Genomic DNA, 21,870 nt, shown 5'->3' with positions numbered 1-21,870 from the left:
ATGAGCCTAACATTTCCAGATCAACTAGATATAGTGAAGGAAGGTCTAAAAAAACAAGAAAAACTATTAAAACAAGTAGCCGGATTTTACGCCGACGCTATAGAAAGTGGAGGTTTGGTGCATTTATATGCTAACGGGCACTCCCGTCAATCGGTAGAGGAGACGGTCATACGTATGGGGGCACTTACCGGCTTTAAGCCCATATTGTCCGATGCCATCACCACTTTTAATGACGTTACCGGGGCCAACGGTATACGGGTAGACCAGTTTTACGAAAAAGTAGAGGGCATAGGAAAGATACTTTTAAAGGAAATCCACTTCGGCCCTAAAGATGTACTTGTAGTGATTACCGCTACGGGCACGACCCCTGCCGCGGTTGACATGGCCGCCGAGTTTAGTAAGCAATACCCTGGTCTAAAAATTATAGGTATTGCCAGCGCGACCCAATCGGCCAAGATTCCGCCACGCCATAGCGGGGGAAAGAACCTGATCCATATTCTGGAAGAGAACCCTAATGGCTATTTTATTGATAATTCGATGCCCAATGGTGACCTGTCGGTAGAGTTCCAAGGTAATACGGGTCGATATAATGTATGCCCCCTGTCTACGGTAGGCGCCATTTCGGTAACACAAAGCCTAAATGAATTGACCATTAAGGAGCTGGATAAGAGAGGGGTAAAACACTATGTGTTACGGAACATGCATATCGCCGATACCACTGATAATTATGACGAATGGCTGGATGATCAAAGAAAGCGATATGCCCTTGCCAGCCATAACCCTAACCGCGTGCAACCGATTCAATAAGGCCTGGTGGCCCGGCCATTTCAGAAAACCTGTATGCCCTGTGCATAAATGGCACAATGATCCAAGAAATGAAAGACAAGATTTTTATTATAACAGGCTCTTCCGGTATTGCGGCGGAAACCATTAAGATGGCCCTTACACAGGGGGCAAAGGTGTTTTACATTGGTCGTGATGCCGAGCGCTGCCAAGACTTTCAAGATCAACTAAGAAAAGAGGGCCTTGATGCCGATTATATCGTTGGCGATTTGGTCCATCCAGAGGTAGCCCCCGCCTTGGTAAAGGCCTGCATTGAAAAATACGGTCGTATAGACGGACTTTTTAATGTTGCGGGAATAAGTGGCCGACGTTTTGGTGATGGTCCGGTACACGAGTGTACGGAAGAAGGATGGAACATTACCATGACGACCAATGTAACCACCCAATATAGAATGTGTCGCGAAGTGGTACGGCAAATGTTGGATCAAGACCCTGATAATGATGGTTTGCGGGGCAGTATTCTCAATATGTCGAGCATTTTAGGGCTATCTCCCGAACCGAAATTTTTCAGTACGATCGGGTATGCCGCCGCTAAAGGGGCTATAATCAGTATGAGTACCTCTATGGCATCAAAGTATGCACTGAACAAGATTCGCGTAAATACGATTGCACCCGGACTGGCATTGACGCGAATGAGTGCCAGGGCCACCCAAGATGAGGCCATTACGGCCTTTATGAAAGAGAAACAGCCCCTTGAAGGAGGGGTTATGGATGCCAAAGACGTGGCTTCCTCAGCTATATTCCTGCTAAGCAATCAAAGTAAATCTATTACAGGGGAAGTACTAAAGGTCGATGCAGGCTGGAGTATTTCCTAATCAAAATTAAGAGAGGTAAATTATGCAAACATACAACAGATCATTGCCTATATCCGATAGTTACGACCTAATTGTGGTAGGCTCGGGCTCGGCAGGTTGTCCTGCGGCCATAGCGGCAGGTAGAAGAGGGGTGAAAGTATTACTATTGGAACGTTTGGGCTTTTTAGGAGGCACCAGCACCGCCGTTTTGGATACGTTTTATGGGTATTACACCCCTGGTAACCGTTCAACAAAAGTAGTGGGTGGTATTGCCGACGATGTTGTAAAAGGTTTGGCGGGCTACAATGCCTATTTGGAACGCCCGAATTCTTTCGGGGCGGGTACCGGGGTTACCTACCATCCCGAATATCTCAAAGTGGTATGGGAACAACTGGCCAAAAACGCTGGGGTCGAAATCCTGTTGAACGCTTGGGTACAAGATACGGTAACCGACGGCGACAAGGTAGTCGGTTTGGTGGTGGCTACAAAAAGCGGACTCCAATATATTAAATGTAAACAACTGATCGATGCTTCCGGTGATGCGGATATTTGTCATCAGGCCGGCATCCCTTACGAATTGGCGGGGGCTATCGATCCGGCACAGACCTTGACTACCACGTTTAAAATGGTGAATGTCGATTTGGTCAAACGAAAAACGATATCCAAGGCGGAAATCAATACTTTAATGGAAAAAGCTGCGGCTACGGGGCGGTTTAACTTACCACGAAAAGAAGGTAGTGACCATATCACCCCGGTAGATCATATGACGGCAACCATCATGACCCGCTTGTCGTCCTACAAAAAAGACGTCAATGGAAATGTTATCAATGCCGCTGACCCGAAATTATGGTCCGATGCCGAAATGGAAGGACGATTGCAGGCTTTGGAGTATATTCGGTTTTTAAAGGAATATGTTCCGGGCTATGAAAAGTCGGAACTCTCCACTTTCGGGGTTCAGATAGGGGTTCGTGAAACCCGCAGGGTACACGGGCATTATAGACTGACAGCCGAAGACGTCTTAGGGGCCCGTAAGTTCAAAGACCAAATCGGACTCTGCGGAGCACCAATGGAAGACCATCACGATGGTGAGGGCGTTCGCTGGCAATATATTCCCAATGGGGAAACAGTGGGAATTCCATATCGTACCTTGGTTCCTTTGGAAAGTAGCAATATTTTGGTGGCCGGCCGCTGTTTTTCGGCTAACCATGTGGCACAAAGCAGTGTGCGATCTATGGGGCAATGCATGGTAATGGGGGAGGCCGCAGGTGTGGCTTCGTCAATGGCATTGCAAAAAGGATGTGCTCCCATCGATATCGATACTGATGAATTACGGGCAATCTTGAAAAAACAAGGCGCCTTGGTAGATGCTCCCCAATAAGGAGCAAAATTATGCGAATGAAAGACTACACAATAGCAATAGATGTTGGCGGTACCCGAATAAAGGCGGGAATTGTCGATTCGGAAGGGAAACTATATCGTTCTGAAGAAGTAAACTCCAATGCGCATTTGGGAGCCGATGCTATGCTCGAAGTGGTAAAGGAATTGATAAAGAATCGCTCGCCCAAATCCGAAGAAGATGGTGTCTGTATCGGGATTGGACTGGGACTTACAGGTCCGGTAGACCCCCATATGGGAGTAGTTTTGTTACCGGGAAAGTTTGAAGGACTCGAGGGATTTCCTATAGTGCCTATGCTGAGGGAGGCCTTTGACCTCCCCGTTCTTGCTGAGAACGATGGCCGTTTGGCAGCTTATGCGGCCAAATATTACGGAAATGCCAAAGATGTCGATTGGGCAGTGGTCATTACCTTGGGTACCGGCATTGGTTCTGGGGTTATCATCAATGGACAGATTTTGGTTGACCCGCATTTTAATTTCGGTATTCAAATGGGGCATCTGGTGATGGACGCCAGTAATAAGCAATTTTGCCTGACCGGAAATTATGGTACGGGAGAAACCTTGTGCTCGGCTACCGCCTTGGTAAATCAAGTGAAGACGGCAATTCAAAGAGGCCTCCCCTCGGTCTTGTCCGAGAGTTATTTTAAAAACCCTTTCCAAATAGGTTTTAAAGAAATAGCTGAGGCCTGTAGAAATGGTGACGCATTGTGTCTTAGAGAATTAGAGATGTGGAAGGAATACCTGGCGGTATTGCTTGTTAATGCTACCCATGCCTACGGTCCCCAAAAGATCATATTGAGCGGTGGGGCTACCTTGGCGGCGGACCTTTTTCTAGACGATGTCCAGGAAAAAGTAAATAAACGCGTATTTCGCTATCCGAAAAATCAAGGCGTCCCTATTGAGATATCTACCATAAAAGAGTATGCGGGAGTCTATGGCGCCGCGGCCATGCTAAGGGAAAAACTTTCCGCAAAGGACTAAATCGGCAGGGTTATGAGCTTCCTGTTAGGGGCTAGACCTCTTTTTAGGATATAATCTATATATGTCTTTTTTTCAAATAGAAGGAAAACCTTGGAACCATAGTAAACTATCTCGGGGCAAGCCCGAGCGGTATTAAAAGGAATACACCTTGATTTCGAAGCAAGTCTTGGAGTATTTAATCTCGATTATCGAGTAAACAGAAAGTGGCTTTAAAACAGTAATCTATATAAGCGAGCAAATGAAAGAGTGGCTAAAATTGACATCGGAAGAGATTGGGAAACTAGATAGGGCTATACCGGTTATAGTACCCTTAGGTTTAGTGGAGGCCCATGGGCCACACTTGGCTACGAGTGTCGATATCGATACCGCCAATTATTTTAGCAGGAAAGTCGCCGAAAACACGGGAGCGATTCTCGCACCTTGCGTAAACTATGGTTTTGCGGATGAAATGCGCGATTACCCCGGTACGCTTGGGGTGACCGTCGAGACCTTTATGGCCATAGTTCAAGATCTGATACAGCGTTTCTATAAAACCGGATTTAAGAAAATCGTTTTTATAACGGGGCATGGGGCCAATAAAACGGCCTGCGAATTGGCTTTCTTTAAAATATGGGAAGCACATCCAGATTTTAAAGGCGTCTGTTGGAACTGGTGGAGCGATTGTGGCATAACGGGCATTCACCATGCGGATAAGGGGGAAACAGAGGTAGCCATGGCCGTTGGTACACCGTCAAAAATGGAAGCCGTACGTGATTTTGAGGTAAATAAACCGTGGTATAAAATAGCTTCCCGATATGAGTTGGATCCAGATTCGGGCGGTATTAACGGAAAACCGAGTCTCGCCGATATTGAAAATGGAAACAAGATTTGCGATAAGGCGGTTGAAGCACTGACCGAGAAAGTTAGGCAAGCCTTCAAATAGAAACAGTTAACATTTTTAAAACAGAGCATGCAGCACAAATTCAATTTTAGATATATCTTTTTTATATCGATTACTTCGGCAATGGGAGGCCTTCTTTTTGGTTATGACTGGGTGGTTATAGGTGGGGCCAAACCATTTTACGAACGGTTTTTTGAAATCGCCGACCTTCCTTCCTTACAAGGATGGGCCATGAGCAGTGCCCTGATCGGATGTATTGTTGGGGCCGCCTTCGCAGGTAAAATAACCGAGCGTTTCGGTCGAAAGAAACCATTGGGGCTGGCCGCTTTTTTGTTTGTGGTTTCCGCTTTTGGTACAGGTTGGTTTGATGATTTTAATATCTTTATCCTATTTCGAATTTTAGGAGGCCTGGGTATCGGACTGGCATCTACCATTTCGCCAATGTACATTGCGGAAGTGTCCCCCTCAATTTATAGGGGAAGATTGGTGTCTCTCAATCAACTGGCGATTGTAGTCGGTATTTTGGCCGCTCAGGTTATTAATTTTGGAATTGCCGAACCTGTAGTGGCAAATGCTTCAAACGCTCAAATACTGGATTCTTGGAACGGTCAGATGGGATGGCGATGGATGTTTTGGGCGGAATTGGTACCTGCGGGACTGTTCTTTATCTTGATTTTTGCCATTCCTGAAAGCCCTAGATGGCTATCGAAAAATTCACAAAAGGAACTTTCCTTAAAAATACTATCGAGCATAGGAGGCGACGATTATGCGCGACAGACCCAATCGGAGATAAACGATAACCTTGTAGGAGCCGAAAATAAAGTGAGTTTATCGCAATTGTTCAAAGGGAAAAATAAAAAACTTGTGATTACCGGGGTTGTATTGGCCTTTTTGCAACAATGGTGCGGAATCAACGTCATCTTTAATTATGCGGAAGAGATTTTTACCAGTGCGGGATATGGGGTAAGCGATGCCCTTTTCAATATTATTCTAACCGGTGTCGTGAATTTGGTCTTTACCCTTTTGGCCATGCAGGTAATTGACCGATGGGGAAGACGTAATCTGTGGTTGTTGGGATCCGTTGGGCTGGGACTTTCATATGTCTGTATTGGATTATTCTACTTTTTTGCATTAAAAGGATTTGCCTTAGTGGTCTTGGTAGTCATTGCAATCGCTATTTACGCCTTGACGTTGGCCCCGGTTTTTTGGGTGCTGATATCGGAGATTTTCCCGAACCGAATACGAGGGGCAGCTATGTCATTGACCACCACGGGGCTATGGGTGGCCTGCTTCTTGTTAACGTATAGTTTCCCAATATTAAATGTATCAATGGGTTCGTACGGTACTTTTTGGTTGTTTAGTGGTATTTGTGTTTTGTGTTTTCTTTTTGTGAAGTATTGGATTCCCGAAACAAAGAATAAATCCTTGGAAGAGATTGAAAAAATATTTGATGCTTAAGAACATAAAGGGAAGCGCCTTATAAGTAGTTATTCGAGGGGAGGACTATATACTGAAATGACAGGGAAAGTGTTACCGATTTTTGAAGGTTTCGTTTGTTTCCCTACATAAAAAAGAGGAGATTATACAAAAAGGGCACATCATAATTGAACCAAGGTGGCGCATAGAAAAAACGATATAAGAAGAACCCAAATCGATGGTCATACTATTTTAGAGTGTATCGATAGTGAAACCGATCATTCATTTTCGGTCATACCCGATTATGGGGGGAGCCTTAATTCTTTTGTCTGTAAGGGCGAGGAAGTACTCTTGGGGGCGCGTAATGAAAAGGACTTTCAAGAGTTTACCGTAAATAGCTATGCCGGGGCACAGCTGTTTCCTTACCCCAACAGGATCAAAGGAGGGAATTATACTTTTGACGGTGAAGAATTTTCATTGCCACTCAATGATCATCCCTATAAAAATGCCCTTCACGGTTTAATTTATAATCGCCCGTTCAAGGTTGTCGATATAGCGGCAAGTCATGGTCGGGTAAAATTGGAATACCGATATCAACACGACCATGGGGGCTACCCTTTTGATCTGTTGTTGTCCAATACCTATCGCCTTTCCGGTAATACGCTTTCAATCTACACGGTAATTGAAAACTTAGGTAGTGATACGGCACCGGTGGGGCATGGGTGGCACCCTTATTTTATGGCGCCTGAAAAAGCGGATGTCTATAGCTTGGAAATGGAGCAACAGGGATATTATGTCATTGATCATGATTTGATCCCTACAGGTGAATTGGTAGATACCTTTATCGCTTCCGATTTGAAGCCTATTGGATCTACTGAACTAAATCATTGTTTTGCTTTGGAAAAAGGGAAGGCCTCAAAAGTAAAATTGATAAATTCAATAAACGGCAGGGAGGTAGAAATTAGTACAAAGGGATATCCGTATATGCAAGTATATATTCCTCCAAATCGGAACTGTATAGCCCTAGAACCCTGTACTTGTATTCCTAACGCATTTAACAATCAAGTAGGATCCCGTTATCTGGAGCCTAGTGAGGTCTGGGAATTACAATTTGATATCACTATCAAAGCTTAGGAAAGACATAAAATAAACCATACTTTGAATCAATGGCCAATGCCATATAAGTAAAGGGTGTATCGATTTAATCCGAATTAAAATTGTATTGCTTTCTGTAAAGGGTAGGGGTTTTTCCTGTGATGGTTTTAAACGAGCGACTAAAATAGGTGAAACTGTCAAATCCACATTCATAGCAGATTTGACTGGTCGACAAGTCATTGCTTTGTAAAAGCTTACAGGCATATCCGATTCTCGCTTCCTTGACAAATTGGGAAAATGTTTTTCGGGTCTTCTTCTTAAAGAATCTACAGAATGCACTCTTGGAAAGGTTCAAGAGTTCTGCCGCCTTGTCCAAGTCTATTTTTTCGGTCAAATGTTCCATAACGTACTCATATACCTTATCCAGTCTCTCGTCGTTTCCTTTATTGAACGATTTGACAAAACCGGAAGTCGCCAAGACCTGGTGGTCGGTATTCGTTGCAATATCGTTCAACACCTCAAAGAACAACATCAGCTTTTCAAAACCTTGAACATGGGTCAACTTCTCGATTTTGGCACCGATTTCAATTCGGGCGGGACCATCTATGCGAATCCCGTATTTTGCCTTTTTCAGCAGGTCGTCTATAGCTTTTAGGCCTTCGAGGGTCAAGAACCGGCTTCCCCAGAGTTCAGGTTCAAAATGGATGATTATTGCCGAAACGTGGTTGCCCGAAGTATTCTCGTAATAGGGGGCTTCGTTCTGCCAAAGGTGGGGTAGGTTAGGCCCTATTAAAACCAAGTCGCCGGGCAAGAACTGATCAATATGATCACCGATAAACCGCCTTCCCTTACTTTTTAATATTAGGGTGAGTTCAATTTCACTGTGAAAGTGCCATGAATTGTAAAAATGGGGCAATTCATCCTTTCGAATTTCAAAAGCCTTATTAGAGGATAATGTGATTTTCTGTGAAATGGCCTTCATAATTGTTTATATTGTCAGAATTTGACTTCATTTTTTATTAAAATGTAAATATAGTGTATTTTAATGTGAATAATGTGCAGGTGTGGAGTGCTCCTGTACATTAGCTTTGAGTTTCTAACCTATTTTAAAATAAAGAGTATATGAATGTACTTGATCTGACGGACGAAGAATTGTTCGCAGCGGCGCGAAAAGAATTATTTACGGCCGTAGTTGGCGATGCTATGGATAAGATGAAACTGTACCATCAGTTTTTGCCGGCTCGAATACAGCCGCTTAAACCTGACATGTTATTAATCGGAAGGGCCATGACCGTACTCGAAGCCGATACTTTTGAAGAAACCCCGACTTTTACGAACAATCCTATTCTAAAAAAACCTTTTGGGCTAATGCTCGAAGCTTTGGACGACCTTAAAAAAGATGAGGTCTATATATGTACGGGAGCCTCTGATCACTATGCCTTGATTGGGGAAATTATGATGACGCGCGCCCAAAAACTCGGTGCCGCCGGTGCCGTGGTCAATGGCTATTCAAGGGATACCCATGGAATGCTGGATCTCGACATGCCTATTTTTTCCTATGGAAATTATGCGCAAGACCAAGGGCCTAGGGGCAGGGTAATCGATTTTCGGGTGCCTATAGAAATTGAAGGGGTACGAATCGAACCCGGAGACATCGTGGTAGGCGATGTAGATGGGGTATGTATCGTGCCCAAAGCTCATGAAAAGGAAGTTTTTGAACGGGCCTTTGAAAAAGCAAGGGGCGAACGAAAAGTATTGAAAGCGGTACAGGAGGGGATGAGCGCCGTAGATGCCTGGAATACATATGGCATCATGTAATCCTTTAAATAGTAGAAACGAAATAAATAATTCGAATATAGTATAATGAAAATAACCGAAGTAAAAGTTTGGCTGGTAGAAGGGGTAAAGTATAACTGGACACTGTTAAAAATATATACCGATACTGGCCATACCGGTGTTGGCGAATCAACAAACTGGCCCGGTAGCCAGATTGTAGAAGCCGCTACCCGCGAACTTGGGGAGCGAATTATAGGATTGGATCCTATGCGTACCGATTTTATATGGACAAAACTTTATCGTGATTTAAATTGGGTCGGACCTTATGGCGCCAGTATGTGTGCGATAAGTGGCATTGATATGGCCCTTTTGGACCTTAAGGCCAAGGTGTTAGGGGTTCCTATGTACGACCTGTTAGGTGGGCAGTACCGAACTGAAATTCCCCTATACGCCAATTATTGGTTCATAGGAGGGGGGCATAATACCGAAGATTATGTGCAACAAGCCAAACAAGTAAAGGAGGCCGGCTTTAGCGGATTGAAATTTGATCCCTTTGCTCACACCAATTATTTTTACGGGGATGACCTTGCTACGGAGCTTTCCCTTACCAAAACACAACAAGACCTGGCCTTTAATATCAGTAAGGCCGTTCGTGAGGCCATCGGTCCTGATATGGACATGATGATCGAAACGCACGCCATGTTGAATTTTAAGGTGGCCGTAGCCATGGCCGAACGATTTGCCGCCTTGGATATCGCTTGGTTTGAAGAGCCGGCAGGACCGGAAAGTACGAAGACCCTTAGGGCCTTTAGGGAGCGCATCGACCCTAAGGTTTCTATCTGTGTTGGGGAAAGGCACTATACGCGCTATGGAATACGTGATGTTCTCGAGAGCTATGTGGCCGATATTATCATGCCCGATATAACGAGGTGCGGTGGGCCTAGTGAAATGAAACGTATGGCTACAATGGCGGAAGCCTACAATGTTTTGGTGGCCCCGCACAACCCTAATGGACCTTTGTCTACATTGGCGAGTTCACATGTTTGTGCTTCTATTCCCAATTTCTTCCGCCAAGAGTTTATTTTCAACGATGTGCCTTGGAGGGATGAGGTGTTGAGCCACCCCCTGAATATTCAAGAGGGTAAACTGGTACTTTCGGATAGACCGGGATTAGGGGTGGACCTCATTGAGAGCGAAATGGAAAAACACCCAGGAATACGAAAACACAAGGAAGGGTATTACATTTAATAAAAATACTAAGCATATATGGTCGAAACGGTTCTAAATACTACAGCAACACTGGGTGAAGGTGTTTTTTGGCATCCCAAGGAGAATAAAGTCTATTGGGTGGATATCTATGGCAAGGAAATACATGCTACCGATCCAAAGACCGGAAGCAACCAGACTTTTAAGCTTCCCGAATATGTGGGCACTATTGCGCCCATTCGTTCAGGAGGATTGCTGGTAGCCTTAGAAAATGGCGTAGTGGAACTGGATACCGAGACAGGCGGTTTTTCCTCCGTTTTAGAACTCGAAAAAGACAAACCCGATAATAGGTTTAACGACGGCAAGTGTGATCCAAAGGGCCGCTTTTGGCTAGGAAGCATGTGTCGCCAAGGCCTAAGTGCAACAGGGGCTTTATACAGTATCGAGGCAGGTATGGGCCATGTAAAAAGAGCCGACCATATTACGGTGTCAAACGGTATTACTTGGAGCTTGGACCATAAGACCATGTACTATATAGACTCGCCGACAAGAAAAGTGGTCGCTTATTCCTACGATTTGGAAACAGGAGCTATATCCAATCCGATAAAAGTGATTGATATACCTGAAGAATTTGGTTTTCCCGATGGAATGACCATTGATAATGAGGGAATGTTATGGATCGCGCTGTGGGGCGGAAGTGCGGTATCCCGATGGAAGCCTGATACAGGGGAGCTTATCCAAAAGATAGGGGTGCCGGCCCCACATGTAACATCATGTGCTTTTGGGGGAGCGGATTTGAACAAGCTTTATATCACGACGGCAAGGGAAGGGCTTACCAAAGCACAGTTGGCCGAATACCCATTAAGTGGGAGCCTTTTTGCCATAGACCTTCCTGTCGGAGGTCCGGAGGTCTTCTTTTTTAATGAATCAATAGGCCCTAACAATTAATTATATATCGATATGCTGAACATAGACTTAAAGAATAAGGTAGTACTGGTCACAGGGGTGACAAGTGGTATAGGGGCTGGAATAGCCGCTATATTTTCCCAGGCCGGCAGTGTCGTCTCAGGTTGTGGAAGAAGGGAAGAATCCCATACCGATGTGCAAAACTTCCACGGCAAAGGAGCCGAGTACGGAAGGGCTACCCTGTACACCCAAACCGATGTCACCAACGATGATGACCTAAAAAACTTAGTGGACCGTACCGTAGATAAATTTGGGAAAATCGATTTTTTGATATCCAATGCAGGGGCGAATTCCTTTCAGGGCAGTAAGGAATGTAGCGATGAGGATTTTGATAAAAACCTGAACCTGAATTTGAGATCGCATTGGAAAATAAGCCAATTATGTGAACCCCATTTGAGCAAGAGCGATAATGGAACCATAGTTATTATCACCTCAAACCATGCCTTTTCCACCATACCGGGGTGTTTTCCATACAACACCACCAAAACGGCATTAAGGGGGCTGGTACAGTCCTTGGCCATTGAATGGGGCCCAAAGATAAGGGCAGTGGGTGTAGCTCCGGGATTTATAGAGACTGCGGGAACACAAACCTGGTTCGACTCTTTTCCCGACCCAGGGGCAGAACGCGAGAGAACCAATGCCTTTCATCCTAGCGGAAGGATCGGAACGTCCGATGAAGTCGGTGCCTTTTGCGCTTTCTTATGTAGTGAATACGGAAAATTCATGAACGGAACCACATACCTAATGGACGGGGGAAGGTCCGCACTAATGCAAGATACCTGAGCACTTTAAGGCAAAGGCACATATAAAATTAAAAAAACAACGATTGTTATGAATACTAGATTTCTTTTAATGGGCACTTTCCTCTTTGCGCTACTGGTTATCGGTGGGTGTGGAGCAGTGAAAAAAACGGATATACCGAAATCTTTTTCCCCTGATGGGAACATTGAAGTTTTCTTGAAACTTGACGAGGGGAGTGGGGCATTGCGCTTTTCCGCCCGACTGTTCGACAATACGGTTTTGGAGGCCTCGCCCCTAGGAATTATCATGGCCGATAATGAACATCGTTTTTCCGATCAACTAGAGTTTGTTCAACATGAGCGTAAGCGTATTGATGAGCGCTATGTGATGGTAACGGGTAAACAGAAAGAAAGGCATAACTACTGTACTGAATCGCGATACACCTTTAAAAATACCAAGAACAAAACCTTTACGGTCGTATTCAGGGTTTTTAACGAAGGCATTTCATTTCGATATGAACTGGACAACCAAAAGGAAACAAGCGTAACCAAAGAAATGTCCGCCTTCAATTTTAAAGGCTTGAAAGCATTATGGTCTATCGATTACCAGTCTGGGGACGAGAATATTTTTGAAAAGAAAACGGGCACCCAAACCGTACAGAACAAAGCCTTGTCCTTCCCTGTTTTGGTAGAATCAAATTCAGGGAATTGGATGCTGGCCTCCGAATCGGATGTCTCCAATTTTCCCTTGGCAGGAGCCATGTTCAACAACGATCAATTGAACCTGATATATCCGGGAGGTAAGAAAGGTGAAAATGTAGTCGGGGCAAATTTTAAATCGCCTTGGCGCATATTGATGATGGGCAAGGAACTTAGTGCCATCGCCCAAAATTCTATGGTGGACCATTTGGCCCGACCATCGGCTATCCCCGATATTTCATGGGTCGAAGCGGGAGTCACTTCATTTCCCTGGTGGGGAGACAATCTCGCCAATAGCTCTCCGGAAACCTTAAAAAAGTACATCGACCTTTCGGCTACAATGGGGTGGGGTTATATAGAATTCGATGTTCCCCTTATCAATTCTCCGGCCCATGCCATTGACGACTGGAAAACGACCCCTTGGGTAAAAGATGTAGTAGATTATGGTCTCGCCAAAGGTGTGAAGTGCTATGGGTGGGATGAATTTAAAAATTTAGATACCCCGGAAAAAAGAAAGGATATTTTCGGAAGGTACAATCAGTTGGGTATTGTCGGGTGTAAAGTCGATTTTATCAATGATTATTCACAAAGGGCAAGAAGAATCTTGGAAGAGATCATCAAGGATGCGGCAAGATATAAGCTCATGCTAAGTTTTCACGGAGCCCAAGCGCCAAGAGGTTTTGCCCGTACCTATCCCCACATTATGAGTTATGAGGCCGTAAAAGGTTCTGAATACTACCTAAGTATCAATGGGGCCAAGGGATTAACCCCCTACCACAACGCTACCTTACCGTTTACGAGAAACGTACTGGGGAGTATGGATTATACCCCAGTGGCATTTTCAACCCCTTTAAGAACGACTACAATGGCCCATGAATTGGCACTTTCGGTAGTTTTTGAATCAGGTTGGCAAGGCATGTGCGATATCCCTGAGGCCTATCTTGACTCACCGGGAAGGAAGTTTCTAGAGAATTTACCCGCGGCTTGGGACGAAACGAAATTGTTGGCGGGCTACCCTGGGGAGTACTGTGTTATGGCACGAAGAAAGGGAGATGATTGGTATGTAGGCGGAATAAGCGCCGTGGGGAAACGGGAATTTTCCATAGACCTTTCTGAAATAGTTTCAGGCCCTAAAGAGGTCATTGTATATCAAGATGTTCTTGATGAAGACAAATTGAAACTCGAAAAAAGGCAGTTGACGGAAAAAGGAAACCTTAGGGTGGCCTTAAAGAAAAATGGAGGTTTTACACTTGTGCTAGAAGGAAGTGGGCAATAGTGTTGGCCATAGGTAAGAGTGTCTGTACAAAGCAAAAATAAAATATGATGGAAGAAAAGGATGAAGTTCTGGTAGGGAATTTGAAAACGGGGGATATAAAAGCTTACGAGGCTCTATATGAAAAATATAGGGGCAGACTCTATCACTTTGCATTTGGATATTTAAAATCGCACGTGGAAGCGGAAGGTTTGGTTCAAGATGTTTTTGTCAAAATATGGAAAAAGAAAGCCGACCTCAAGCCGGAATGCTCCTTTAAGTCCTACATCTTTACCATAGCTTTCAACCTGATTAAAAAGACATTTATAAAACGAACGGCCCGGAAAAACTATATCAACTCCGAAGCAGACCGGGAAAGTATCGATTACTCTACATTGAACCTGGTCGATTATACTTTTTTAATGGAGAACCTCATGGGGCTTGTTGCCCAAATTCCGGAACGAAGAAGGGAAACTTTTACCAAGAGTCGGTTCGATGGTCTTTCGGTAAAGGAAATTGCACAAGACATGGAAGTCAGCCCTAAGACGGTAGAGAATCAGATTACGCTCGCATTAAAATTTATAAAATCAAATTTGGCGGTTGAAAATAACCAAGTGAATTAACCCTGACCCCTATTTGATTTACGAACACCAAACTCATCTAACAGCAAAACAAATATTATCTTACTATGAACACCAAAAAACTACTTCGTCCCCTTTTATTGATTTTAACCCTGACCTTCATTTCGTGCTCCAATTCCGAAATCAAGGTAGAGAGTCCTGATGGAAACTATACATTGGTTTTCAACCTCAATGAAAAATCCGAAGCCATTTACCATGTAGATTATAAGGGAACTGGCATTATTGAAGCATCTAAGTTAGGTTTGGGTATAGATGGTCTGCCAACGGAAGGCTTGAAAGCGACTTTGGTCGAAACCAAAATGCATAATGCTATTTGGAAACCTCCCTATGGAACTAAAACCGAATATCCTGAAAAGTACTCGGAAGCCTTGGTCAAAATAACGACGGATTCTGGAGAACCCCTTTACAACCTCCGCTTTCGTGCCTATGATGAAGGCATCGCCCTTCGATATGAATTTCCTGAAAATAAGGAAAAGGTCACTATTGAAAAGGAACTCACGGAGTTTTCGGTAAAGCAGGGAGCTATAGCTTATACCACCCGAGTTTCCCAAGGCGTGATCGAAAAAACTCCTGTTGACGAAATTAAGGAGTCTATGGAACGTCCTCTGTTGATCAACCTATCGGACTCCTTGTACGTGGCCATTGGCGAAGCGGCACAAATCAACTACTCGCGAATGAAACTCAATTCTTATGGAAGCCATACGCTACAAGCCGATATTGAGGGAGAAGTGACTTTTGACCATCCTTTTGTTTCCCCATGGCGTTTTGTAATGGCAGGTAAGACTGCGGGAGAAATCTTAGAGAACAATTATTTGGTTTTGAACTTGAACGAACCCAATAAAATTGCCGATACCTCCTGGATGAAACCGGGCAAGGTGATCAGGGACCTTACCTTGACTACCGAAGGGGGAAAGGCCTATATCGATTTTGCGGTAAAACACAATATCCAATATGTGATAGAAAGTGCCGGATGGTATGGCAATGAATTTACAAAAGAAGCAGATGCTTCGACCGTTACCGTCGATCCAGAAAGGTCAACAGGACCGCTTGATATGCCGGAAGTCATTCGCTATGGCAAAGAACAGGGTGTAGATATTATGGTATATGTCAACCGTAACCAATTGGAAAAACAACTGGATGATATTCTTCCCCTATATCGCAGTTGGGGCATTAAGGGTATAAAATACGGTTTCGTGAGAACCGGTGACCAATACTGGACCAATTGGATGCACGAGGCCGTTCGAAAGGCTGCGGATCACGAAATGGTATTGAGTATTCACGATGACTACCGTCCGGTAGGGTATTCGAGAACGTATCCTAACCTTATGACCATGGAAGGGATTCGGGGAGATGAAGAAAGTCCGTCGAACGAACAGACCCTAATGACCATGTTTACCCGTATGATTGCCGGGGCGGGGGACAATACCGTCTGTTATTTTGCACCAAGGGTTACCGAAAAAATGGGTTCCCATGCGTCACAATTGGCAAAAACCGTTTGCTTATATAGCCCCTTGTTGTGGCTGTATTGGTATGACCGACCGGAAACCGCAACTTTGGATAGTGGTGGTGCAGGGGGGGCAAAATCCATTATTAAGGAAGTGCCCGAACTGGAGTTTTTTGATAACGTACCGACCGTTTGGGACGATATCAAAGTGCTTCACTCAGAAGTAGGGGAATTGGGTACTATAGCCAGAAAAAGTAAGAATGACTGGTTCATAGGAACAATAAACGGTCAGTCTGCAAAAGACGTAAGCCTTCCCTTGGATTTTCTTGACGATGATACGGCCTATATCGCTACGGTCTATTTCGATGACCCTTCGGTCGATACCGAAACCAAGGTAGGTATAGAGCGATTGGAGGTCAACAGTACCTCCTCTATCCAAAGAAAGATAGCTGGCAATAATGGAATGGCGATTCATATTACCTACAAGACTGACGCCAAATAGTTTTTGAATTTATTAGACCGATCGAAGGATCTTAAAATCTCTTGATCGATGTGACTTAAACAGCGGAGCTTCGTGTTCCGCTGTCAGGCCACCCCCTACTTTAAGCTCATGGACTTGAGTCTCTATAAAAATGAAATAGTCATAGGACAGACCGGTATATGTCCACACTTGACAAGAATTCCAACCAACTAGTACGTATACGTAGTCGGTTTTAAAAAACGGTATGAACCGAGAATCTCAACAAATAATATTTCAAAGAACAGGCCTATGGAATAAATAAAAAAAACTTGACTAGCAAAGCAATCACAATGACGACTTTATTTCTGCAACAGGAAGGAATAAAATAATCGGGAAATGGACCAACATTCCCCGATAGGTAAAGAATAAAAAATAAATAACTAAAAGTAAAGATATGAAAATACCAACTCTATTAGAATTGAACTATGGTTCAAGAACTGGGCTCGTCATATTATTGACAGTTTCGTTCTTTGAATTACAGGCAATGGGGTATCATAACCCCATCGAGTGGGGTACCCTTGACAACGAAAGAATATTCGAAAGCCCAGAAGCTGTAGTTTACGAAGGTGTAGGGGATTCCGTTGCCGATACGGGAGTCCGTACTTCAGAAAGGCGAGACATTGCAAGAATTGTTTTTGGGCAGCAATTAAAAGTAAGTGGTACCATTACCGATACGGGCGGACAACCATTGCCCGGGGCGAGTATTGTGGAGAAAGGAACCTCTAACGGAACCCAGACCGATTTCGATGGAAATTTTAGCTTGGAGCTTACTGATGGAAATGCAATTTTAATTGTTTCCTACATTGGTTTTGCTACACAGGAAATAACGGTCGATGGGCGGGACAATATAAGTGCGGCCCTTGAAGAGAGCGCGGCCGGATTGGACGAAGTGGTAGTGGTCGGCTTTGGAACCCAGAAGAAGGTCAACCTTACTGGGGCCGTGGCCACAATGGGCTCTGAAAATTTGGAAAATCGACCGGTTACTAACGTTTCTTCGGCCTTACAAGGTCAAATGCCCGGTGTTACGGTGCTTCAATCTTCGGGTGAGCCCGGTAGGGACGGCGCTTCAATCCGTATTAGGGGTGTAGGTACGATGAACAATGCCAACCCTATGGTCTTGGTCGATGGAATAGAGTCTAGTATGGATGACGTTAACCCTAACGATATTGATAATATCAGTGTGTTAAAGGATGCGGCTTCGGCGGCCATCTATGGAACAAGGGCGGCCAATGGGGTAATCCTCATAACGACCAAAAGGGGAAAAGTAGGGAAACCTTCTTTTTCGTACAGGGGATATACAGGTGTGCAAAAGCCAACCTATACCCCTGAGTTCCTCAATTCTTACGAATATGCCAAACTAAGGAACGAAGGCCTGGTAAATGAAGGGGCCACACCACAGTTCAGCGACTCCGACCTTGAAAAGTTGAGAACGGGATCGGATCCGGTAAATTTTGCCGATACCGATTGGATGGATTTGCTGTATCGCGGATCGGGCATGGTTCAAAGTCATGACATCAGTGTTTCGGGAGGAACCGAAAACACAAAATATCTGGTATCACTCGGATATTTCAATCAAGAAGGTATTGTAAAGAACACTAATTTTGATCGATACAACCTTAGGGTCAACCTCGATACTAAGGTCAGTAAAGCCTTTACCCTAGGGCTGAATACATCAATTTCCCAAAGGGAGATTTTTAGGCCTAATGGCGACTTCTTTGTGTATCCCCACCGTACCCCTCCCAATATTTCGGTAAAATTGGCCGATGGTTCGTGGAATCATTATTTCAATAACAATCCTATTGCCATTATAGAAGAAGGCGGAAAACATACGACCAAGGATACGCACGTGTTGACGACTTTGTTCGGTGTCTTTACCATAGCCAAAGGATTGACTTTAAAAGGAGTATTGGCGGCGGATTTCAATTTTGACGACCAATCGAGGCACACCAAACAATTTACCTGGGGAGATGGTACCAATAGTGGGGCGAATTCTATAGAAAATGAACTGGATCGATCCAGAAACATTACTTCACAGGCCATCCTGAATTATAAAGAGGATTTTGGGGCCCATAGTATCGATTTTCTTGCCGGGGCATCGCAAGAATCCTTTACTCGCGATTTTGACGGGTTGTCACGGATCAATTTGCCTAATAATGAACTTACCGAGATCAACGCCGGTTCAAAAGAAGGTCAATTTACAGAGGGATTTGGGGTAGAATCAACACTTCGCTCTTTTTTCGGTAGGGCCAACTACGCTTTCAAGGATAAATATTTGTTCGAAGCCAATTTGCGTTACGATGGTTCTTCAAAATTTGCAAAAAGTGATAGATGGGGATTGTTCCCATCCGTCTCGGCTGCTTGGAGAATATCACAAGAGTCTTTTTTGTCCGAGGCCTCTTGGTTGAATAATTTCAAGCTTCGTGCTTCTTGGGGAAAATTAGGAAACCATCGTATCGGTGACTACGAATACATACCTAAGATAGCAACTAGTGTCAACTATAGTTTTTTCGACGAAGTGGCCGATGGGGTGGCAGAAGTCGTTGCCGTAAACGAGAACCTGACGTGGGAAACCAATACCAGCTATAATCTAGGTTTGGATTTAAGTTTACTTGAAGGGAAGGTGCAATTTTCTGCCGATTATTACAACAGGTTAACCGAGGATATTTTAACTCCGGTGCCGGTGTCACAAATATTCGGTTTGCCCGCACCTCTTGTAAATGCAGGGGCAATGCGAAATAAAGGTATAGAATTCGTTATCGGCACTTCAAAGATTCAAGGCGACTTTACCTACGATTTATCGTTCAACATCGGCTTCAACGATAACAATGTTGAAAAATACGCCAAACCTGACAAGAGCAATGATCGTTTACGGGAAGAGGGGTCTCCTTGGAACGCCTATTACGGATATGAGTCTATCGGATTCTTTCAAACCGACGAAGAGGTCTTGAACGATCCGAAAGTGGTAGGGGCACCCATTCAAAAAGGGGATTTGAAATTTAAGGACCAAAACGATGATGGTGTAATAAATGCCGATGACCGAGTGGTCTTGGGTAGTGATATACCAGGAACTTCCTATGGCGTGAACCTAAGTTTTGGCTATAAGAACTTTGATCTATCTATGTTCGGAATCGGAGCGGCGGATGTTTACGGTCTTTTGAACGATCAAGTGGAGTTTCCTTTTGTAAACGGAGGGAAGGCACAAGCAAGACATTTAGATCGTTGGACTCCCGAAACCCCTAATGCAGAGTATCCCATTACCCATATCAATCAATGGCATAACTATGAGGCCTCGAGCTTCAACGTTAGGGATGCAAGTTATTTCAGGTTAAAGAATGTTCAGGTAGGGTATAACTTGTCAACAGCGGTCTTAGAGACTTTGGGCGTCTCCAAATTGAGATTGTACCTAAGTGCCGAGAACCTATTTACCATTTCAAAATTTTCAAAGGACTTCGATCCTGAAAGCCCTGATAATGCCTGGACGAATTATACCCCGGTCAAAATTTTCAGTGGAGGTATTGTAATTAATCTTTAAAATTTTTCATCATGATATCTAATAGACATTTAATAGGAATTGCCTTGATATTCTTAATGGGGTCGTGTTCAAAAGATTTTTTGGATGTAGCTCCTAAAGACCAACTTTCAGACGCAACGTTTTGGAAGACCGAAAATGATGCCGATCTCGCCTTGGTCGGGGCATATGGTACCCAGACCACGGATGCATTTCCCAATTTTTTTGATTGGAACGAGAAAAGTTCAAGTTGGGAATCTTCGTGGAATATCAACTTTATGGATTTAATGACCGATAACGGATACTCTCAATTTATTTGGGATGGTGTTCAAACATCGGGAAACGGACAGGTAAATCCATCCGATAGGAACATGCACAATTTTTTCAAATACAACCGAATCACAAAATACAACACCTTTTTGGAGAATATCGATAGGGTTGAAATGGATGGGGAAAAAAGAAGCAGGTACAAGGCCGAAGTGAGGTTTTTACGGGCTTATGACTATTTTAAAAAAGTAATGTGGTATGGCGATGTTCCTTTGGTTACCGCCAGTATTGTAGATCCCCAAGAGGCGAATTTGACACGTGACCCCAAAGAGGAAGTTGTAGCTTTTATTCTTAACGAATTGGGTGAGATTGCCCCTGATTTACCGGTGCAAGACGCTATTGAATCTGGTGGACATGCCACTAGGGGAGCGGCACTGGCGTTAAAGGCAAGGCTTGAGTTGTACGAGGAAATGTACCCAGAGGCAATGGTAGATGCCAAGGCCGTAATGGACATGGGGGTGTACGAATTGTACCAAGATGGGCCGACCGCTTATTACGACATGTTCCTTTCTAAAAATGAAGGAGTGAACAAAGAGGTGATTATGGCGGTTCAGCATATACAGAATGAATTCCCTTCAAGTGTAATGCAACATTTGCTGTCAGGCGAAGATGGGGGATGGTCTTCTATTAATGCCGTACAGGGTATTGTAGATGCTTACGAAACCATAGATGGCAAGACCATCGATGACCCTAGCTCGGTTTATGATCCCGATAAACCTTTTGAGAATCGAGACCCAAGATTGAGCATGACCGTGCGCCATGCCGGTGTAGAATGGAGTGGAAGATTCTTTGATCCCTTCAATTCGGAAAGCAACGACTTCCATGCCGTTGCGGTCGGACCGAATAGTGGTTATGGGGTAAATAAATATGCCGAGATCGTGCCAACGGCGGACTTGTTGAACGGTGATGTAAATGTGGTGGTGTTCCGTCTTGGGGAAATGTTGTTGACCTATGCGGAAGCGGCCATAGAGAGTAATCAAATCAACGATGATGTCTACGATGCCCTTGACCGATTAAGGGTTCGTGCAGGTATGCCGGTAGTGGATCGGGCGGTTTATGATAGCCAAGAAAAACTAAGGGAGCTGGTGCGCCGGGAGCGTCGGGTAGAACTTGCCTTTGAAGGTTTACGCCACTACGATATTAAGCGTTGGGATATTGGAGACCAAGTGATTCCCGGTCCCTTGTACGGTAGTCGTACAGGTTCGGTCGATCCGGTAAGCGGAGAGGTTACCCTAGACGATGAAAGTACCCGTATAATTTTAGAGGAAAGGGTCTTTCTGCCTTCCCGTAATTATCTGTTGCCCATACCACAGGCAGAAATCGATGCGAACCCGAATATGGTGCAGAACCCAGGGTATTGATAATGTGGTAATAGAGCTTCCTTTGG

General features: G+C 44.3%; 17 protein-coding genes. 16 read left to right on the top strand and 1 reads right to left on the bottom strand.

The genetic code is table 11. The features are described 5' to 3' along the window. The 7 genes from ZOBGAL_RS01545 (at position 1) to ZOBGAL_RS01515 (ending at position 7,443) form a co-directional block, all read left to right on the top strand. A complete protein-coding gene (locus tag ZOBGAL_RS01545; protein WP_013991714.1) occupies positions 1 to 807 on the top strand; it encodes a sugar isomerase domain-containing protein in 807 nt (268 codons plus the stop codon). A gap of 68 nt (positions 808 to 875) precedes the next feature. Then, complete coding sequence (locus ZOBGAL_RS01540; RefSeq protein ID WP_158499703.1) at positions 876 to 1,658, top strand: SDR family NAD(P)-dependent oxidoreductase; 783 nt, start codon at positions 876 to 878, stop codon at positions 1,656 to 1,658. Positions 1,659 to 1,680: 22 nt separating this feature from the next. Continuing rightward, entirely contained in the window at positions 1,681 to 3,015 is a 1,335-nt protein-coding gene (locus ZOBGAL_RS01535; protein WP_013991712.1) for an FAD-dependent oxidoreductase, read from the top strand. A 17-nt stretch (positions 3,016 to 3,032) separates the two neighbouring features. Further along, complete coding sequence (locus ZOBGAL_RS01530) at positions 3,033 to 4,013, top strand: ROK family protein (protein ID WP_046287274.1); 981 nt, start codon at positions 3,033 to 3,035, stop codon at positions 4,011 to 4,013. Positions 4,014 to 4,251: 238 nt separating this feature from the next. Beyond that, positions 4,252 to 4,935: a creatininase family protein gene (locus tag ZOBGAL_RS01525; protein WP_013991710.1), complete on the top strand. Its 684-nt coding sequence runs from the start codon at positions 4,252 to 4,254 to the stop codon at positions 4,933 to 4,935. A gap of 27 nt (positions 4,936 to 4,962) precedes the next feature. Next, positions 4,963 to 6,351 (top strand): sugar porter family MFS transporter, encoded by a 1,389-nt coding sequence (locus tag ZOBGAL_RS01520; protein ID WP_013991709.1) that lies wholly within the window; start codon positions 4,963 to 4,965, stop codon positions 6,349 to 6,351. Positions 6,352 to 6,507: 156 nt separating this feature from the next. After that, positions 6,508 to 7,443 carry an aldose 1-epimerase gene (locus tag ZOBGAL_RS01515; protein WP_013991708.1) on the top strand — a complete coding sequence of 312 codons (936 nt, stop codon included), beginning with the start codon at positions 6,508 to 6,510 and terminating at the stop codon, positions 7,441 to 7,443. Positions 7,444 to 7,510: 67 nt separating this feature from the next. Here the strand turns inward: ZOBGAL_RS01515 and ZOBGAL_RS01510 are convergent, their stop codons facing one another. Next, positions 7,511 to 8,386, bottom strand: a complete 876-nt coding sequence (locus tag ZOBGAL_RS01510) for an AraC family transcriptional regulator (protein ID WP_013991707.1) — start codon at positions 8,384 to 8,386, stop codon at positions 7,511 to 7,513. Positions 8,387 to 8,526: 140 nt separating this feature from the next. Between ZOBGAL_RS01510 and ZOBGAL_RS01505 the strand changes: the two genes are divergently transcribed. The 9 genes from ZOBGAL_RS01505 (at position 8,527) to ZOBGAL_RS01465 (ending at position 21,844) form a co-directional block, all read left to right on the top strand. After that, positions 8,527 to 9,222 carry an RraA family protein gene (locus tag ZOBGAL_RS01505; RefSeq protein WP_013991706.1) on the top strand — a complete coding sequence of 232 codons (696 nt, stop codon included), beginning with the start codon at positions 8,527 to 8,529 and terminating at the stop codon, positions 9,220 to 9,222. Between the two features lie 45 nt (positions 9,223 to 9,267). After that, on the top strand, positions 9,268 to 10,428 hold the full coding sequence (locus tag ZOBGAL_RS01500) for a mandelate racemase/muconate lactonizing enzyme family protein (RefSeq protein WP_013991705.1): 1,161 nt from the start codon (positions 9,268 to 9,270) through the stop codon (positions 10,426 to 10,428). 18 nt (positions 10,429 to 10,446) lie between these two features. Further along, positions 10,447 to 11,334: an SMP-30/gluconolactonase/LRE family protein gene (locus ZOBGAL_RS01495; RefSeq protein ID WP_013991704.1), complete on the top strand. Its 888-nt coding sequence runs from the start codon at positions 10,447 to 10,449 to the stop codon at positions 11,332 to 11,334. Between the two features lie 12 nt (positions 11,335 to 11,346). Continuing rightward, a complete protein-coding gene (locus ZOBGAL_RS01490) occupies positions 11,347 to 12,135 on the top strand; it encodes an SDR family NAD(P)-dependent oxidoreductase (RefSeq protein ID WP_013991703.1) in 789 nt (262 codons plus the stop codon). 48 nt (positions 12,136 to 12,183) lie between these two features. After that, the gene (locus tag ZOBGAL_RS01485) at positions 12,184 to 14,067 is read left to right on the top strand and encodes a glycoside hydrolase family 97 protein (RefSeq protein WP_013991702.1); all 1,884 of its coding nucleotides are present in this window, start codon (positions 12,184 to 12,186) and stop codon (positions 14,065 to 14,067) included. Positions 14,068 to 14,111: 44 nt separating this feature from the next. Next, the gene (locus ZOBGAL_RS01480) at positions 14,112 to 14,666 is read left to right on the top strand and encodes an RNA polymerase sigma factor (protein WP_013991701.1); all 555 of its coding nucleotides are present in this window, start codon (positions 14,112 to 14,114) and stop codon (positions 14,664 to 14,666) included. 65 nt (positions 14,667 to 14,731) lie between these two features. Continuing rightward, positions 14,732 to 16,630: a glycoside hydrolase family 97 protein gene (locus ZOBGAL_RS01475; RefSeq protein WP_013991700.1), complete on the top strand. Its 1,899-nt coding sequence runs from the start codon at positions 14,732 to 14,734 to the stop codon at positions 16,628 to 16,630. A gap of 412 nt (positions 16,631 to 17,042) precedes the next feature. After that, positions 17,043 to 20,180, top strand: a complete 3,138-nt coding sequence (locus tag ZOBGAL_RS01470) for a SusC/RagA family TonB-linked outer membrane protein (RefSeq protein ID WP_013991699.1) — start codon at positions 17,043 to 17,045, stop codon at positions 20,178 to 20,180. Between the two features lie 11 nt (positions 20,181 to 20,191). Then, a complete protein-coding gene (locus tag ZOBGAL_RS01465; protein WP_013991698.1) occupies positions 20,192 to 21,844 on the top strand; it encodes a RagB/SusD family nutrient uptake outer membrane protein in 1,653 nt (550 codons plus the stop codon). Positions 21,845 to 21,870: the final 26 nt, after the last annotated feature.

Source organism: Zobellia galactanivorans (assembly GCF_000973105.1).
GTDB lineage: Bacteria > Bacteroidota > Bacteroidia > Flavobacteriales > Flavobacteriaceae > Zobellia > Zobellia galactanivorans.
This window is presented reverse-complemented; position numbering and strand designations above follow the sequence as displayed.

Coding starts and splice junctions, on each gene's coding strand:
- ZOBGAL_RS01545 (WP_013991714.1), top strand. CDS start 1: ATGAGCCTAACATTTCCAGATCAACTAGATATAGTGAAGGAAGGTCTA.
- ZOBGAL_RS01540 (WP_158499703.1), top strand. CDS start 876: ATGAAAGACAAGATTTTTATTATAACAGGCTCTTCCGGTATTGCGGCG.
- ZOBGAL_RS01535 (WP_013991712.1), top strand. CDS start 1,681: ATGCAAACATACAACAGATCATTGCCTATATCCGATAGTTACGACCTA.
- ZOBGAL_RS01530 (WP_046287274.1), top strand. CDS start 3,033: ATGAAAGACTACACAATAGCAATAGATGTTGGCGGTACCCGAATAAAG.
- ZOBGAL_RS01525 (WP_013991710.1), top strand. CDS start 4,252: ATGAAAGAGTGGCTAAAATTGACATCGGAAGAGATTGGGAAACTAGAT.
- ZOBGAL_RS01520 (WP_013991709.1), top strand. CDS start 4,963: ATGCAGCACAAATTCAATTTTAGATATATCTTTTTTATATCGATTACT.
- ZOBGAL_RS01510 (WP_013991707.1), bottom strand. CDS start 8,386: ATGAAGGCCATTTCACAGAAAATCACATTATCCTCTAATAAGGCTTTT.
- ZOBGAL_RS01505 (WP_013991706.1), top strand. CDS start 8,527: ATGAATGTACTTGATCTGACGGACGAAGAATTGTTCGCAGCGGCGCGA.
- ZOBGAL_RS01500 (WP_013991705.1), top strand. CDS start 9,268: ATGAAAATAACCGAAGTAAAAGTTTGGCTGGTAGAAGGGGTAAAGTAT.
- ZOBGAL_RS01495 (WP_013991704.1), top strand. CDS start 10,447: ATGGTCGAAACGGTTCTAAATACTACAGCAACACTGGGTGAAGGTGTT.
- ZOBGAL_RS01490 (WP_013991703.1), top strand. CDS start 11,347: ATGCTGAACATAGACTTAAAGAATAAGGTAGTACTGGTCACAGGGGTG.
- ZOBGAL_RS01485 (WP_013991702.1), top strand. CDS start 12,184: ATGAATACTAGATTTCTTTTAATGGGCACTTTCCTCTTTGCGCTACTG.
- ZOBGAL_RS01480 (WP_013991701.1), top strand. CDS start 14,112: ATGATGGAAGAAAAGGATGAAGTTCTGGTAGGGAATTTGAAAACGGGG.
- ZOBGAL_RS01475 (WP_013991700.1), top strand. CDS start 14,732: ATGAACACCAAAAAACTACTTCGTCCCCTTTTATTGATTTTAACCCTG.
- ZOBGAL_RS01470 (WP_013991699.1), top strand. CDS start 17,043: ATGAAAATACCAACTCTATTAGAATTGAACTATGGTTCAAGAACTGGG.
- ZOBGAL_RS01465 (WP_013991698.1), top strand. CDS start 20,192: ATGATATCTAATAGACATTTAATAGGAATTGCCTTGATATTCTTAATG.